General features: G+C 58.7%; 15 protein-coding genes. 3 read left to right on the plus strand and 12 right to left on the minus strand.

The window, feature by feature from the left end:
- Positions 1-47: 47 nt before the first annotated feature.
- A complete protein-coding gene (locus tag ACR0C6_RS05190) occupies positions 48-800 on the minus strand; it encodes a cytochrome c biogenesis CcdA family protein (RefSeq protein ID WP_171228704.1) in 753 nt (250 codons plus the stop codon).
- 106 nt (positions 801-906) lie between these two features.
- On the opposite strand from ACR0C6_RS05190, the gene ACR0C6_RS05195 reads away from it, so the two are divergent.
- Positions 907-1,140 carry a sulfurtransferase TusA family protein gene (locus ACR0C6_RS05195; protein WP_171228703.1) on the plus strand — a complete coding sequence of 78 codons (234 nt, stop codon included), beginning with the start codon at positions 907-909 and terminating at the stop codon, positions 1,138-1,140.
- Between the two features lie 49 nt (positions 1,141-1,189).
- Here the strand turns inward: ACR0C6_RS05195 and ACR0C6_RS05200 are convergent, their stop codons facing one another.
- The 8 genes from ACR0C6_RS05200 to purC form a co-directional block, all read right to left on the minus strand.
- The gene (locus ACR0C6_RS05200; protein ID WP_480618534.1) at positions 1,190-4,060 is read right to left on the minus strand and encodes an Rne/Rng family ribonuclease; all 2,871 of its coding nucleotides are present in this window, start codon (positions 4,058-4,060) and stop codon (positions 1,190-1,192) included.
- Between the two features lie 508 nt (positions 4,061-4,568).
- Positions 4,569-5,903: a sigma-54-dependent transcriptional regulator gene (locus ACR0C6_RS05205; protein WP_050603452.1), complete on the minus strand. Its 1,335-nt coding sequence runs from the start codon at positions 5,901-5,903 to the stop codon at positions 4,569-4,571.
- Positions 5,904-5,915: 12 nt separating this feature from the next.
- Positions 5,916-7,598 carry a sensor histidine kinase gene (locus tag ACR0C6_RS05210; RefSeq protein ID WP_371807735.1) on the minus strand — a complete coding sequence of 561 codons (1,683 nt, stop codon included), beginning with the start codon at positions 7,596-7,598 and terminating at the stop codon, positions 5,916-5,918.
- 132 nt (positions 7,599-7,730) lie between these two features.
- The gene (purQ, locus tag ACR0C6_RS05215) at positions 7,731-8,399 is read right to left on the minus strand and encodes a phosphoribosylformylglycinamidine synthase subunit PurQ (protein ID WP_171116059.1); all 669 of its coding nucleotides are present in this window, start codon (positions 8,397-8,399) and stop codon (positions 7,731-7,733) included.
- A gap of 11 nt (positions 8,400-8,410) precedes the next feature.
- Positions 8,411-9,454: a zinc-dependent alcohol dehydrogenase family protein gene (locus ACR0C6_RS05220; RefSeq protein WP_480445050.1), complete on the minus strand. Its 1,044-nt coding sequence runs from the start codon at positions 9,452-9,454 to the stop codon at positions 8,411-8,413.
- Between the two features lie 4 nt (positions 9,455-9,458).
- Positions 9,459-9,689, minus strand: coding sequence for a phosphoribosylformylglycinamidine synthase subunit PurS (gene purS / locus ACR0C6_RS05225; RefSeq protein ID WP_117872765.1), 231 nt, complete (start codon positions 9,687-9,689; stop codon positions 9,459-9,461).
- Between the two features lie 115 nt (positions 9,690-9,804).
- On the minus strand, positions 9,805-10,470 hold the full coding sequence (locus ACR0C6_RS05230; protein WP_480445048.1) for a MarC family protein: 666 nt from the start codon (positions 10,468-10,470) through the stop codon (positions 9,805-9,807).
- 139 nt (positions 10,471-10,609) lie between these two features.
- A complete protein-coding gene (purC, locus tag ACR0C6_RS05235; RefSeq protein WP_117869044.1) occupies positions 10,610-11,365 on the minus strand; it encodes a phosphoribosylaminoimidazolesuccinocarboxamide synthase in 756 nt (251 codons plus the stop codon).
- Between the two features lie 187 nt (positions 11,366-11,552).
- Between purC and ACR0C6_RS05240 the strand changes: the two genes are divergently transcribed.
- Both ACR0C6_RS05240 and bmt read left to right on the plus strand, forming a co-directional pair.
- Positions 11,553-11,870, plus strand: coding sequence for a DUF1476 domain-containing protein (locus ACR0C6_RS05240; protein ID WP_152457893.1), 318 nt, complete (start codon positions 11,553-11,555; stop codon positions 11,868-11,870).
- Positions 11,871-11,992: 122 nt separating this feature from the next.
- Complete coding sequence (gene bmt / locus ACR0C6_RS05245; RefSeq protein WP_480618537.1) at positions 11,993-13,006, plus strand: betaine--homocysteine S-methyltransferase; 1,014 nt, start codon at positions 11,993-11,995, stop codon at positions 13,004-13,006.
- Between the two features lie 11 nt (positions 13,007-13,017).
- On the opposite strand, the gene ACR0C6_RS05250 is transcribed toward bmt, so the two are convergent.
- The 3 genes from ACR0C6_RS05250 to ACR0C6_RS05260 form a co-directional block, all read right to left on the minus strand.
- Positions 13,018-13,794, minus strand: a complete 777-nt coding sequence (locus ACR0C6_RS05250) for an enoyl-CoA hydratase-related protein (RefSeq protein WP_480618539.1) — start codon at positions 13,792-13,794, stop codon at positions 13,018-13,020.
- A 75-nt stretch (positions 13,795-13,869) separates the two neighbouring features.
- The gene (locus ACR0C6_RS05255) at positions 13,870-14,325 is read right to left on the minus strand and encodes a cytochrome c-type biogenesis protein (protein WP_480618541.1); all 456 of its coding nucleotides are present in this window, start codon (positions 14,323-14,325) and stop codon (positions 13,870-13,872) included.
- Positions 14,322-16,286 (minus strand): heme lyase CcmF/NrfE family subunit, encoded by a 1,965-nt coding sequence (locus ACR0C6_RS05260; protein ID WP_480618542.1) that lies wholly within the window; start codon positions 16,284-16,286, stop codon positions 14,322-14,324. Before ACR0C6_RS05260 ends, ACR0C6_RS05255 begins: the two co-directional genes overlap by 4 nt.
- Between the last annotated feature and the right edge of the window lie 51 nt (positions 16,287-16,337).

Raw genomic sequence — 16,337 nt, forward strand, 5'->3', positions numbered from 1 at the left:
TGCGCAGGTTAACGCAGGCTTGAAGCCAAGGTAAGAGGGTCAGTTGATCACCCGAAACTTGCCAGCGCCGGAAAAGTCTCCAGCAACCACCAGCTGAAACGGGTGAAAAGCCCGGTTATCAGCATGATGCCCACAAACAGCAACAGCCCACCCATGATCTTTTCGATCGTGCCCATATACGGTTTGATCCGGTTCATCACGGTCATGGAGCGATTCAGGAACATGGCCGCCAACAGGAACGGAATACCCAAACCCGCAGCGTAAACCCCCAGCAGAAACGTGCCGCGCGCGACAGACGCTTCGTTCGCCGCCAGTGACAGGATCGCACCCAGTTGAGGACCAATGCACGGGGTCCAGCCGAATGCAAAAGCCAGGCCAAGGATGTAAGCGCCGAAGACCGACCCACCGGAATCACCGGTTTCAATCCGTGCTTCGCGATCCAGAAAAGGAATCCGGAAGACATTCAGAAAGTGAAGGCCAAAGACGATGACAACGGCACCGGACAACTTGGCGAACAGCACCTGATTTTGCAGCACAAACGCGCCAAAGGCCGATGCGGTAAAGCCAAGCAGCAGAAACACGGTCGACAGGCCCATGACAAAGAACAGCGCCGACATGGTCGCCTTGCGCCGCGCGCGGGCCTCGTCCTGCATCTCATGTATGGTAACGCCACTCATATACGCCAGATAAGGCGGTACGATTGGCAATACGCAAGGCGACAGAAAGCTGATCAGGCCACCCAGCAGCGCGACGAACATGGCGGGCAGCAGTCCCGCGTCTATGATTTCGATTCCGAACATGTTTCTGCACATATGTGATGAAGAGCGATCCGTCACGGGGCCAAACAGTCACATCCTCGTGCTCGGAATCTGGACAATATTACAACTTCACCCTATCCCGAAAATCATGTCAGAGAATACAGATACCCTGGACGCTTTGGGCCTGTTGTGCCCCTTGCCCGTCCTGAAAGCCCGCAAACGACTGAAATCCATGCCGGAGGGTGCCGTTCTGCGGGTGCTGGCCGATGATCCTGCGGCTATCGTGGATGTTCCGCATTTTTGTGCCGAGGCCGGGCATACACTGCTTTCGCAGGACACTGACGGCGCACATCAGATCTATCTGATCCAAAAATCCAGCTGACCTTCGTTGCAGGTCAGAAAAAGGCGGGCCGATCAGCCCGCCTTTTTGATTAACTTCCCAGCGACCACCAACCGCGTCGTTTGGGCTTGGCGGGTACGGGTTCAGGCTCTTCCGCCACGCTTTCAAGCACCGGCTCGGGCGTTGCTTCCGCTGGCCCGGCTTCGGCAGGATCTTCGGTTTCTGCAACGTCAGCGGCTTCTAAGGCTTCCGCAGATTGCTTTTCCGCCTCATCCGCTTCTTCAACCGCTTGTGCCGCATCCACACCGTTTGCAGGTTGCTCTTCCGACGGAGGAGCGTCAGCCTGGGCTTCGGCTGGTTCAGCGGCCTCCTCAACCGGCTCTGCCGCTACCTCGGCGCTTTCGCCCGCGATGCTCTCGCCGGTTTCCTCGGCTGCCGGCTCTTCCGTTGCAGCGTCGGCCGTCGTGGAAGATCGCTCTTCAGGCTGATCCGCAACTTCTTCGGCAACCGCATCTTTCTTGCGACGGCGCGGGGCGCGTTTGCGCTTGGGCTTTGCCGGTTTTTCTTCCTTCGAAGCCTCAGCTTCAGCCGGCTCAGCACTTTCGACGTCAGGCGTATCGCTCTCTGCGTCTTCTTGTGCTGGCGCGTCACCCTCTTCCGCGGCCTGCTCCGGCGCATCGCCATTGCCCGAACCTTTCTTGCGACGACGACGACGGCGCTTGCGCTTGGGCTTTGCCTCTTCTTCGGTCTGAGCGATTTCCTCTTCGGTCTCTTCCGCGTCCGATGAATCGACAAGATCCATCAGCGACGCATCGACAGAAACAACAGGCGCCGTGGCCTCGGGAACAATCCGGCTGGCCGTCTTGAACTTCTCCATCGAGAAGTCCGGGCTGACTAAATGGATATCCCCTTCGATCCTCACTGAAAGCCCATAACGCGCCTCGATCTGCGCAATATGCTCTCGCTTCTGGTTCATCAGGAAGTTGGCGATGCTGACAGGGCAGCGCACCAGGACTTCGCGCGAACGGCGGCGGGTACCTTCTTCTTCGATCTGACGCAGGATCGACAAGGCCATGTTGTCGTCCGAGCGGATCAGACCGGTGCCGTGACAGGCCGGGCACGGCTGTGTCGTTGCCTCGATCATGCCGGGGCGCAGACGCTGACGGCTCATCTCCAGCAGACCAAAACCCGAAATACGACCAACCTGGATGCGGGCGCGGTCCGTTTTCAGTTTGTCTTTCAAACGCTTTTCGACAGCCGAGTTGTTCTTGCGCTCGTCCATGTCGATAAAGTCGATGACGATCAGACCGGCGAGATCGCGCAGGCGCAGCTGACGTGCAACCTCTTCAGCGGCCTCGAGGTTGGTCTTGAGTGCGGTTTCCTCGATCGAACCTTCCTTGGTGGCACGGCCCGAGTTCACGTCGATCGCCACCAGTGCTTCCGTCACGCCGATTACGATATAGCCACCGGATTTCAGCTGTACGGTAGGATTGAACATCCCGGCCAGATAACTTTCCACCTGATAGCGCGCGAACAGAGGCAGCGCATCTTCGTACCGTTTCACGTTCTTGGCGTGTGACGGCATGATCATCTTCATGAAGTCCTTGGCGATGCGGTACCCGCCCTCGCCTTCGACCAAGACTTCGTCGATATCACGGTTGTAAAGATCTCGGATCGACCGTTTGATCAGATCACCTTCTTCATAGATCTTTGCCGGCGCGATGGATTCCAGTGTCAGCGCCCGAATCTGCTCCCACAAACGCTGGAGGTACTCATAGTCGCGCTTGATCTCGGATTTTGTTCGCTTGGCTCCGGCGGTTCGAATGATCAAACCTGCCCCAGTCGGCACATCGATATCCGTTGCGATTTCTTTCAGCTTTTTCCTGTCCGCCGCATTGGTAATCTTGCGGCTGATGCCACCGCCACGTGCGGTATTGGGCATCAGAACGCAATACCGTCCTGCCAGCGAAAGATAGGTCGTTAGCGCAGCACCCTTGTTTCCGCGCTCTTCCTTGACAACCTGCACCAGCAGAACCTGACGTACTTTGATGACTTCCTGAATTTTGTAGCGGCGCGGACGCGGTTTGCGCGGCGGACGAATGTCTTCACTGTCATCATCATCAGCAACCGATTCAATCGATGCGTCTTTTGATGCAGCGTCTGTGCTTTTGGTTTCGTCAACGTCCTCATCAGGGTCTTGTTCATCATCCGCAGCTTCAACAGGTTCTTCTGCTTGCTCCGGCTCGGATTGGGCTTCATCCCCTTCCGATTGAATGTCTTCAACGGCTTCCACTGGCTCTTCGGCCTGATCCTCCGCGTCGTCGTCCGACACCTCGACAGCCTGTTCAGTGGCTTCCTCGGCAACGTCGTCTAGTGCTGCCTCATCCGATGCGGTTTCGGTTGCTTCTTCAGTGGCCGGCGCGTCATCGTCAACCGGCTCCTCTACCGGAGTTTCAGCGACGACTTCCATCGGCGACGTTCCTTCCGGAACATCAACATTTGCTTCTTCACCCTCGTCCAGATCGATGGTTTCCATGCCGGTTGGTTCGGTCGAAACCTCCATCGTTTCAACCGGATCATCCGATTTCACGTCAGCAGCCTTCGCGCGAGACCGGGTCCGCCGCTTCTTGGATTTGGCCTCCTCAGCCTCATCCCGCGCCTTCATGGCCTCGGCATAGGCGCGCTCTTCCTCCATCAACGCCTCACGGTCGGCGACGGGGATCTGGTAATAATCCGGGTGAATTTCAGAGAATGCCAAGAAGCCATGCCGGTTCCCGCCATAATCCACAAAGGCCGCCTGAAGCGACGGCTCAACCCGCGTTACTTTTGCAAGATAGATGTTGCCGGCAAGCTGGCGTTTGTTTTCGGATTCAAAATCGAACTCCTCGACCTTGTTTCCGTCAACCACCACGACGCGGGTTTCCTCCGCGTGGGTGGCATCGATAAGCATTTTCTTAGCCATTTGTCCTTGGTGCACCGCGCCAAACGCGTTGTCCTGACCTGTCCAGGCGGACAGGCGCTTTTGGGGAGGTGTCTTGTCAGGGCGATATCAGACGGCGCGCGGCAGGGTCTGGCGCTGTGGCCCCCTGCCCGTTCTCTCAATCGTTGCGCGCGCGTCATCGCGGTTCTTCTCCGACAGGCGCGTCTGAACGCAGCCTGCCCATTTATTCCTTTCGCCCAGTGATCCCGGGCTCAGGTACTCCACTGCCCCTTGAGGGGCATAATCGGTCTGCTGAACCGCGAGGTCTTGACCCTCACCAACGGATCAGCAGCGAAACTCAAAGATTCGGGACTTGCAGGCGTCAAAATCGCCCGGCCCGTTCCGACACAATAAAAGCAACCCTGTGGAAAAGACAATGGGCAAACTTCATTCCGTGCCCAAACCAGCGTCGCCGCCCCCTTCTTCTGGCCAAAAATATCCCGGGGGAGGCGCCATAGGCGACGGGGGCAGAGCCCCTAAATCGCATCGCTTACAAATAGTCCGAACGCTGAAGGCCGTATTTGGCCATCTTCTCGTTCAGCGTCCGGCGAGGAAGGCAAAGCTCGTCCATGACTGAGGCGATAGAGCCTTTGTGCCTGCGCATCGTATTATCAATCAGCATTCGTTCGAACGCTTCGACATATTCCTTCAGCGGCTTGCCCTCGGTGGTCATCACCGGCTGCATCTCTTCGTGATCGGACATCAACAAAGACGCGATGGTGCCCGAACCACGGCGCGATTGCAGCACCGCCCGTTCGGCAATATTGATCAACTGGCGCACATTGCCGGGCCAAGGGGCCTGCAACAGTTGCGCAGCTTCCTGCGCGCTCACCTGGGGGGCATCACAACCGTATTCTTCGGCAAACTGCTCACTGAGACGGGTGAACAGGGTCAGGATATCCTCGCCCCGCTGCCGCAACGGCGGCATGGTGATGCGCAGCGCGGCCAGGCGATAGAACAGGTCCGGGCGCAGCACGTCTTCCGATGTCTTGCCCGCCTCCTGCAAGTTCGAAATGGCAACGATCCGCGTTTCCGCAGGTGTGCCCTGCTCGTTCATCACGCTCAGCAACTTGGCCTGCAACGTATCGCTCAACGCTTCCACATCTTCCAGCACCAGCGTTCCGCCGCGGGCTTCTTCGATGGCGGGCAATTGTGCATCCTCGGGCATCATGGGGCCAAAGAGACGCTTGGCCAGTGCATCCTCTTCAAGCGCGGCGCAGGACACCAATACAAACTTCTTGCCGGCACGGCTGCCAACGGCATGAAGCGCGTGAGCCACAAGCGTTTTCCCGGTACCGGTTTCACCGTCGATCAACACGTGGCCGTCAGCCTGGCCGAGATCCAGAATATCCTCACGCAGCCGCTCCATGACCGGGCTGGCGCCGATCAGCTTGTTCATGATCTGGGTGCCGCCGGACAGCTCGCGCCGCAAGGCGCGGTTGTCCAGAGTCAGACGGCGCGCATTGCTGGCGCGTTTGGCCAGTTCGGACATCCGATCGGGGTTGAACGGTTTTTCAAGGAAGTCGAACGCGCCAACGCGCATCGCTTCAACCGCCATCGGCACGTCGCCGTGCCCGGTGATCATGATCACCGGCAAGGTACTGTCGGCCCCCATCAACTTTTTCAGAAGCTGAATGCCGTCCATTCCCGGCATCTTGATGTCCGAGATCACGATTCCCGGATAATCCGGCCCCAGAACCTTGAGCGCGTCCTCGGCGCTGGCAAAGGTTTCCGTGTCATACCCGGACAAAGCAAGCCATTGGCTGATCGATTGGCGCATGTCCTGTTCGTCATCCACAATGGCGATTTTCATGGCCTGTGCCATAGTCATTCCTCGTTATTCCGCGGCCTCAAGGCCGTCGCTTCCCAGTGCTGGCAACTGCATTTCAAACACCGCGCCACCGTATTGGCCGTTGCGCGCAGTCAGCCGTCCCCCATGGTCGTTCACGATCCCCGATGAGATGGCAAGCCCCAGGCCCACCCCGTCTCCGGGCTGTTTGGTGGTATAGAACGGCTCGAACAGGTTCTCGATATCCTCGATCCCATGCCCGTTGTCGCGTACCGTCAGTACAGCCGTGTCACCCGCCGCCAAGATGATTTCCACATCCGGCTCTGCCACTGATTTGGTGGCGTCCAGCGCATTGCGCAAGAGGTTGACCATCACCTGCTCGATCCGCATCCGATCCCCCATCACCACCACCGGTTCTTCCGGCAGGATCTGGGTGATCTTCACATGGCGCTGACGCAACTGCGGCTCCATCATCGACAAGGCCGAGGCCAGCGCTTCGCCAAGATTTACAGGTGAAAACGCATCCGCCCCCTTGCGAGCGTAAGATTTGAGCTGCCGCGTAATCGCCCCCATCCGCTCGATCAGACCATCGATGCGACCGAAACTTGCAAGCGCTTCTTCCGGCCGGTTTCGACGCAACAGCAGACGGGCGCCGGCCAGATAGGTTTTCATTGCAGCCAGAGGTTGATTCAGCTCGTGACTGACCGCCGCCGACATCTCACCCAGAGCTGCAAGTTTCGAGCTTTGGGCAAGGGTCTGTTCGGCCAAATCCAACGTCTTTTCAACCCTTTCACGTTCAGCGATTTCCCGCTGTAGCCTGGCGTTCAATGCGCGAAGCTCTGCCGACTCGCGCTGAAACAAGGTCATGCGCAACGTCGCGCGTCGGCTCAGCGCGTAGAACGCCAGCGCCAGAAGAATCGCAAAGCCCATGATCTCGAGCGCCAGAACGCTGTTCACTTTCTCGCGGATCGAGGCATAGGTCGTGAAAGATGTCATTTGCCAGCCGCGGAACGGGATGCGCGTTTCCAGACGCATCACGGCCTCGCCTTGCAGGTAGGCGTCAGGTGGCAAAGCCGTCCAATCGGTCGTGGCGCGAATGGCCCGCTGGATCGCCCCTTGCGGCGGTTGACGCAGCAGGGCCGCCCCCTCATCCAGACCCCGCCAGCGCGGTTCGGTGGACAGAATGATGGTTCCGGTGCTGTCAGTGACCATCACCGCATCCGAAATACCGGCCCATGCCTGTTCAAACTTTTGCAGATCAACTTCGACAACGATCACGCCCAGTATTTCCGCGCTGTTTTCAAGCCGGCGCGAATAGACAAAGCTGTATCCGCCGGATTCCTTGGGAATAACGGAAAAGATCGTCGCATTTGACCGGATCGCGTCCACAAAATACGGAATATTCCTGTGCGCCTCGCCCAGCCTGTTCCGATCCGTCGCCGCAACCGTTCGCCCGTCACCATCCAACAGCATCAACGACGCCGCACCGATTTCCTCAACGAACGAAATCAAACGCTGCGTCGATAACGAATAGTCCCTGGATTGCAGCGCCGAAATCAGTGTCGGGTCCCGCGCCAGCAACTGGGGCACGATCGAGTTGCGGCGCAGTTCGCTCAGCAAATTGCCGGAATACAGTGCAAGGCGCAGCTCGGCCCGGTTGCGGGTGGATTCGGTGAACCTGTCGGTCAACAAACGGTTGGTGATCCAAACCGTTGCGATTGTTGCCACCATCAGAACAAGTACAGCCAGCCGCAACCGCCACCCCAACGGGGCGCCGCGAAACGGTTTCAGCAGCTTTGACCAGCCTGATCGCACGTCCGAGTTCATGATCAGACGTTACGCGTGGGCGCGCGTGACCTCAAGTCACGCCGCTTCAAACACACCTGACAATGCGCGGAACAGCGCCGCCCCGTCGGTGCCGCCATGCCCTTGATCGGCCGCACGCTCGGGATGCGGCATCATACCCAGAACACGACGGTTTTCGGAAAGGATCCCCGCGATATCACCGACCGAGCCGTTGGGGTTCTCGGTATAGGTGAATGCGATCCTGTCCTGATCTCTCAACGCCGCCAGCGTTGCGTCATCCGCGAAATAGTTGCCGTCGTGATGCGCAATCGGAATACCGATCACGTCGCCTGCGTTATAGCCACCGGTAAACACGCTGTCGCTGGTTTCGACTTTCAGGCCCACAGTCTTGCAGATGTATTTCAGCCCGGCATTGCGCAGCAGCGCCCCCGGCAGGATACCTGTTTCCGTCAGAACCTGAAATCCGTTGCAGATTCCGACCGCATAACCGCCGCGTTCGGTGTGGTTGACCACGGCCTTGCAGATCGGCGACTGCGCAGCGATTGCACCGCACCGCAGATAGTCACCGTAAGAAAACCCGCCCGGAACGCCCACGATATCGACACCGTCCGGCAGCGCCGCATCCTTGTGCCAGACCATGTCGACCTGAAAACCGGCCTGCTCAAAAGCGACCGCAAGGTCTCGGTCACAGTTCGATCCGGGGAAAACGATTACGGCTGCGCGCATGGCGGGCCCTCCTACGAGACAAAATCGGTGACGACCGCAACGCCCGGAGGGGTTGGATGGTCAAAGGCGGCAAGCTCGGCGCTCACCTGGTTGAGAGATATTTTTCGCGTGACCAACGGGCTCAGGTCAATTCCACCGCCCGCGATCAGCGACAACAAAGACGGATAGCGCCAGCTTGGCATTCCGCGTGTGCCAAAGACAGAAAGCTGGCCAGAGTAAAGCACATCCATCGGCAACGCCATCTGGGTGTGATCTCCGGCAGGCATCCCGATCTGCACCATGCGCCCCATTTTGCGCAGGGAACGCATAGCGGAAACGGTCGTAGCTTCGACGCCAAGCGCCTCGATCGCGACATGGGCACCGCCACCGGTGATATCCTTCACCGCCTGCGGCGCATCGCTGGTTGCCGCATTGACCACCGCATCTGCGCCCAGAGCCTTGGCATAGTTCAGTTTGTCATCCGTGATGTCGACAATTACCACACGTGCACCAAGCGCCTTGCCCAGCAGCAAAGTGGATATTCCGACACCGCCGCCGCCGAAGACGGCAATCCATTCACCGCCCTGAACCTGTGCCCGACCGACCAATGCCTGCCACGCTGTCGTCACGCGGCAACCCAACGCGGCCGCGATGTCCGGCGCGATGCTGTCCGGCAAGGATGTCAGGTTCGCGTCAGCATGGGCCACTGCGACATATTCCGCAAAAGCGCCGTCACAGGTGAACCCCGGCACAACCTGATCCGCGCAGATCGTCTGATGACCCTGCGCACAATCCGGACACCGGCCACAGGCCAGAATGAAAGGCGCAATCACCCGATCCCCGACACGCCACCGGGTGACGCGCGCGCCGACGGAAACCACCTCGCCGCAATACTCGTGCCCTGGCGTCATGGGCAGGATGACGTCCGGGTCCGAACCAGACCATGCGTGCCAGTCAGACCGGCACACGCCGCAGGCCAGCACCCGCACGACCACGCCGTCTTCCGCCGGTGCGGGATCCGGGATCGTCGTTACCTCAAGCGGCTGACGGTAGGTGATCAGACGCGCGGCCCGCATTCCATCAGACCAGTTCGATCTCGTAGCGTTCGATAACCGTGTTGGCCAAAAGCTTTTCGCACATCTCGGTCACATCTGCTTCGGTCGCGCCGTCGGCCAGTTCAAGGTCGATCACCTTGCCCTGACGCACACCTTCGACCTGATCAAAGCCCATTGCGCCCAATGCGTGCCGAACCGCTTCGCCCTGCGGGTCCAGCACCCCGTTCTTGAGCATCACATGAACCCGTGCTTTCATTTTGGCAACTCCACCTGCGGGCCGCAATCCGAGGCCCATTTCGTTGCGCGGGGGATAGCGCGCCAAATGGCTTTCGACAACCCTGTTTGCAAAGCAGTTTGCCGCAGCAATCCAACTATCCGCCTTCTTTGCCCAATCCCGGGTAATGCGCGTCAATTGCATGGAACGTGCCAGTCAGAACCATCTCGACCGCGACGGCGACCAGCAGGATGGCCATGATCCGGGTCAGGACGTTGATCATTGTCTCACCCAACAGGCGCGAGATCTGATCTGCGAACAACAATCCCAGCCCCACGATCGCGCAGGCAATCAGGATCGCCGAACCCAGCGTCACGATTTCGGCGCCGTTCGACAGTTGGTGCGAAAAAACGATCGTGATGGCAATCGTGCCCGGCCCTATGGTCAAAGGTATCGCCAGCGGTACGACCGCAAAATTCAGTTTCCGCTCGTGCCCGTCGTCCATCGCGGCCTGATCGCCCGGCGGCCGGTCCTCGGCCTTCAACATCGACATCCCGATTCCGAAAATGATGATCCCTCCGGCAATCCGGAAAGCCGGCACATCAATGCCAAAAACCCCAAGCACCTCTTCCCCGATCACGACAGCGGTCAGCGCAATGACGGTAACCGAGATCATGACAACAACCGCAACGTGCCGCCGCTCTGCCGCAGTGCAGTTCTTGGTCATGCTCAGGAAAATGGGGATGTTGTAAAGCGGATTGAAGATTGCAAGCACGGCGGCCAGAAACTTCAGAAATACTGTCTGATCAAACAGTTCCGCCATTTGACACCCATCCTGAACCTTTTGTGCCTGCCCGAGGCAAACATGCTGGGGAAACGAGAAACTGTCAATTTCAACCGCGAACGAAAAAGCGCCGCAAACACGGTTGCGGCGCTTTGGTATTATTCTAGTCCGGCCGTTCCTAGTTGATAAGCGTCGGCTTGGTGACATTGTTGCTGGGCAGGACACCCAGTCGGCGTGCAACTTCGGAATAGGCGTCGGTCAAACTGCCCAAATCACGGCGGAACACGTCCTTGTCCAGCTTCTGACCGGTTTCGATATCCCACAGGCGGCAGCTGTCGGGGCTGATTTCGTCAGCAACAATCAGGCGCTGATAATCGCCTTCAAACACGCGGCCGATCTCGATCTTGAAGTCGACCAGACGAATGCCCACCGCCAGCATCACACCGCTCATGAAATCGTTCACGCGCAAGGCAAGGCTGAGGATATCGTCCATGTCCTGCTGGCTGGCCCAGCCAAACGCGGCGATGTGTTCTTCGGTGACCAACGGATCACCCAGCGAATCGTCCTTGTAGCAGTACTCGACGATCGGGCGCGGCAGCTGCGTGCCCTCTGCAATGCCCAGGCGCTTGGACATCGATCCGGCGGCATAGTTGCGCACGATCACTTCCAGCGGAACGATTTCGCAGTTGCGAACCAGCTGTTCACGCATATTCAGGCGGCGAATGAAGTGGTTCGGAATGCCGATCTGGGTCAGGCCGGTCATGAAGAACTCCGACAGGCGGTTGTTGAGCACACCCTTGCCGTCGATCACGTCCTTCTTTTCCGCGTTGAAGGCAGTGGCGTCATCCTTGAAATACTGGACAATCGTTCCCGGTTCGGGGCCTTCGTACAGAATCTTGGCCTTGCCTTCATAGATTTTCTTGCGACGCGCCATAAGCGACCTTTCCACTCTGCACAGAGGGATTGAGTCCCCTCACGTTGGCGTCCTCATAGTCCAAGCACCCATTTCCCGCAAGTTCATGTACCCGAGAGGCTTTGACGCAGCGCAAATCCCTTGCGCATGGGACGTCGTATAGTCATATCATCAGGAAAGAAGACATAACCCAAGAGGTCCTTGCCCTATGACGACGTTCGACGAACGCGAAAACGCCTTTGAAGCCAAGTTTGCCCATGATGAAGAGATGCAGTTCAAGGCACAAGCCCGCTGCAACAAGCTTTTGGGTCTGTGGGCTGCTGAAAAACTGGGTAAATCCGGTGCCGACGCCGAAGAATATGCAAAAACGGTCGTGATTTCCGACTTCGAGGAAGCCGGGCACGAAGATGTCGTTCGCAAGGTTTCCGGCGATCTGGGCAACCTGTCCTCGGACGAGGAAATCCGCGCGAAAATGGCCGAGCTTCTGCCCGAAGCCAAGGCGCAGGTCCTGAGCGAGACCAACTGAGCCTTCAGCGTCCGACTCATGATCTTCATGAGTTTTATGAATTTGATTTGACGCCTTGGTCATGAGACACGGGGCGTCTCTTTTTTTAACGGCGTTTTTGCGCCATTTCCTGGAACAACCCTATGACAAACGCGCTGAGCAAGCTTCTGGAATCCAATGACGCCATTCTGGCCGATGGTGCCACGGGAACGAATCTGTTCAACATGGGCCTGCAATCTGGTGACGCTCCCGAACTCTGGAACGTGGATGCCCCGGACAAGATCCGGGCTCTGTATCAGGGGTCGGTTGATGCAGGCAGCGACCTGTTCCTGACCAACACGTTCGGCGGCACAGCGGCACGGCTGAAACTGCATGACGCGCACAACCGCGTGGGCGAGCTGAACCGCATCGGCGCCGAGCTGGGACGTGAAATCGCCGACAAGGCCGGACGACCAGTCGTCGTTGCAGGCTCGGTCGGCCCGACTGGTGAAATCATGGAACCGGTCGGCAGCCTGTCGCACGCGGAAGCCGTGGAAATGTTCCACGAACAGGCGGAAGCGCTGAAAGAAGGTGGGGTGGATGTTCTGTGGGTGGAAACCATCAGCGCCCCCGAAGAGTTTCGCGCCGCCGCCGAAGCCTTTGCCCTGACCGACATGCCCTGGTGCGGCACAATGAGCTTTGACACGGCCGGACGCACGATGATGGGTGTCACATCGGCCGATCTGGCCCAGCTGGTCGAAACCCTGCCGAATCCTCCCATCGCTTTCGGTGCCAATTGCGGCACCGGCGCATCCGACATTCTGCGCACCGTACTGGGCTTTGCCGCGCAAGGGACTGAGCGCCCGCTGATTTCGAAGGGCAATGCAGGCATTCCGAAATACGTGGATGGTCACATCCATTATGACGGCACGCCCGAACTGATGGGGCAGTATGCCGCCATGGCGCGGGATGCCGGCGCGACCATCATTGGCGGGTGCTGCGGAACCATGCCCGACCACCTGCGCAAGATGCGTGAGGCGCTGGATACCATGCCTCGTGGCGAACGCCCGACACTCGATCAGATCACTGATGCGCTGGGTCCGTTCACATCCGCCTCGGACGGGACGGATGACGATGCGGCACCGGAACGTCGCACACGCCGCCGCCGCCGCGCATGATGTCAGCCTGATCAGCGCCCTTCGAATTTCGGAGGGCGTTTTTCCATGAAGGCCACGACACCTTCGGCAAAGTCCCTCGAACGGCCACATTCGCCTTGCAGGTGCGCCTCGGTCGCAAGCTGCTGTTGCAGAGTGTTTTCATACGTTCCGCGAATGGCTTGCTTGATCGCGCCATAGGCGGCCGTGGGGCCTTTTGCCAGATACTCTGCCCTTTTGCGCCAATGATCGGCGAAAGCGTCATCCGGCACGGCTTCCCAGATCATGCCCCATTCATCCGCCTGCTTTGCCGTGATCTTGTCAGCAAACAAGGCCGCGCCCATTGCTTTGGCCAACCCCATCTGACGGGGCATGAACCATGTTCCCCCGGCATCGGGAAGCAGACCGATACGGGCAAATGCCTGTAGGAAATAGGCGCTTTCGGCGGCAATCACCACATCGGCACAAAGGGCAAGGTTCGCGCCTGCCCCGGCCGCCGGTCCGTTCACCGCAGCAATCGTGGGCACCGGGCAATTGTGGATCGTCTCCAGCATCGGTTCATATTCATCGCGCAGCGACCGTTCCAGATCGATCTTGCCGGTCGAAGACGCATCGCCCAGATCCTGCCCGGAACAAAACGCAGGGCCCGAACCGGTGATGACGACACAGCGCGCCTTGATCGCTGCATCTTTCATGGCGTGTGTAATCTCTGCCCGCATCTGGGTGGTCAGCGCGTTCATCTTGTCCGGCCTGTTCAGCGTCAGAACTGCCAGACCGTCTGCAATCTCCAGAGCAACCGTTTCGTAATTCATGAAAACCCTCCCGTCGCGCCATGTGTTTTTGCACACTTACTGGCCCGGACGGGACGGGAAAAGCAGAACCACGCGTCAGTCTTCAAGAATTTGACGCAGCCGTTCTTTTTCGTCCTCGCTCAACGCGGCAGTGTCCACCGAAGCACGGGCCTTGGCCCGGGTACGGAGAAAGTTCAACCCAACCGCGGCAGCGATCAACAGCATGATTGGCCCGGCCAGCCACAAAAACAGGTTCGAGCCGCTGGCAGTCGGTTTCAGAAGTACGTATTCGCCATACCTATCAACGATAAACGCGATCGCCTGTTCGTCCGTATCCCCAGCCACCAAGCGTTCCCGCAACAACACGCGCAGATCGCGCGCAAGATCCGCGTTGCTTTCGTCGATGCTCTCATTGCGGCACACAAGGCAACGCAGTCCGGCGCTGAGATCCCGCGCCCTCTGTTCCAGAACCGGATCGTCCAGAACTTCGTCAGGCTGCACCCCAAAGACGGGTGTTGCGAGCATCATCAGAATCAGAACAAGGCGTTTCATTCCGCAGGTACTCCGCCGACCGGGGTTTTTCTTGCGCCTGCGGCCACACGGAAGCGCCTGTCACACAGGCTCAGGACACCGCCAAGCGCCATCAGGATACAGCCGCCCCAGATCCAATTCGCCAGCGGCTTGATATAGGTTCGCATCACCCAGCCACCATCTGCCTGTTGATCGCCGATCACGACGTAAAGGTCCCCGAGGAAACGATAATCGATCGCCGCTTCGGTCGTGGGCATCCGCGCAACAGGGTAATCCCGTTTTTCCGGGTGCAATGTCCCGATCGGGCGGCCATTCTTTTCAACCAGGACATCCGCCGTGGTGGAAAAATAGTTCGGCCCCTCGACCCGACGGACATCTTGCAGCGTCAGCGTGAACTGTCCCACTTCGAAAGGTTGGTTGGGTTGGGCGACGCGAATATCCTCGTCCTCCCATGCAGTCAGGCCTGCAATGGCAAAGATGGTAACACCCAGCCCGGTATGAGCAACGGCCTTACCCCAATCCGCACCTGGCAGGCGGAACAAGCGTTTCAGGCTGCCGTTGCGCCCCGTACGGCTCCACAGATCAACGATGGCGCCAAATGTAATCCACGTCCCAAGGAACAGACCCACCGGCCCCAAAGCGCTGCGGCCGGTCTGCATCGCCCAAACCAGCAAGGCAATCGCCAGGGCCAGACCAAAGGCATAGCGCAGCGACCAGGCCGTTTTTCCAATCCGCCCGCGTTTCCACGGCAACATGGCCCCGATGGGAAGGATCAATCCCAGCAGAACCATGAATGGAGAGAATGCAGCGTTGAAAAACGGCGCCCCGACCGAGAGTTTGCGATCAAACATCATCTCGGCCACCATCGGCCACATGGTACCGACAAAGACCACGAAACAACTGACCGCCAGCAGGACGTTGTTTACGATCAGCGCGCTTTCGCGGCTGACCATGCCGAAAACACCCTTGGCCTCCATCGCCTGCGCCCGCGCGGCAAACAAAGTCAGCGCCCCGCCGATGAAAACCACCAGAATGAACAGGATGAACACCCCGCGTTCCGGGTCATTGGCAAAGGCGTGAACCGAGGTCAGCAGCCCCGAACGAACGATGAATGTTCCGATCAGCGAAAACCCGAAGGCAATGATTGCCAGCAGGATGGTCCAGCTTTTCAGCGCCTCGCGCTTTTCAACAACGATTGCCGAATGCAGCAGCGCTGCCGCCAGGAGCCACGGCATGAAAGAAGCGTTCTCAACCGGATCCCAGAACCAAAAACCGCCCCAGCCCAGCTCGTAATAGGCCCACCAGGACCCCAGTGCGATGCCGATTGTCAAAAACACCCAGGCGGCCAGCGTCCATGGGCGAACCCAGCGGCCCCACGCCGCATCGATACGCCCTTCGATCAGCGCGGCGATGGCAAAACTGAACGCCATGCTCAGCCCCACATAGCCAAGATACAGGAATGGCGGGTGGAAGGCCAAACCGGGATCTTGCAACAGCGGGTTCAGATCCCGCCCGTCAAACGGCGCAATTGCCAGCCGGTCAAACGGGTTCGAGGTAAACAAAATGAAAGCAAAAAACGCCACGGCAATGGCAGATTGAACCGCAAGCACACGCGCCTTCAGGCTTGGGGGCAACCCGCCCCCAAAGAACGCCGCCATCGCTCCGAACAGCGTGACAATCAGCACCCAGAGCAGCATCGATCCTTCGTGGTTTCCCCACGTCCCGCTGATCTTGTAGATCATCGGCTTGGCCGAATGACTGTTTTCGACCACGATCCGCAGCGAAAAGTCCGACACGATGAAAGCCCAGATCAGCGCACCGAAGGAAAATGCAGTCAGCAGAAACTGGACGATGGCAGCAGGCTCGGCAAAAGCCATCCAGCCGGTCCAGTTTTTTGACGCACCGATCAGAGGCACCACGCTTTGCACGATGGCGACGAAAAAGGCGAGGATGAGGGCGAAGTGGCCAAGCTCTGTAATCATGCCCCGGAATATACTGCGAGGCCGAACCGGGGGCCATTAACTTTCGCATGA

This window comes from Ruegeria sp. AL12 (genome assembly GCF_056540885.1).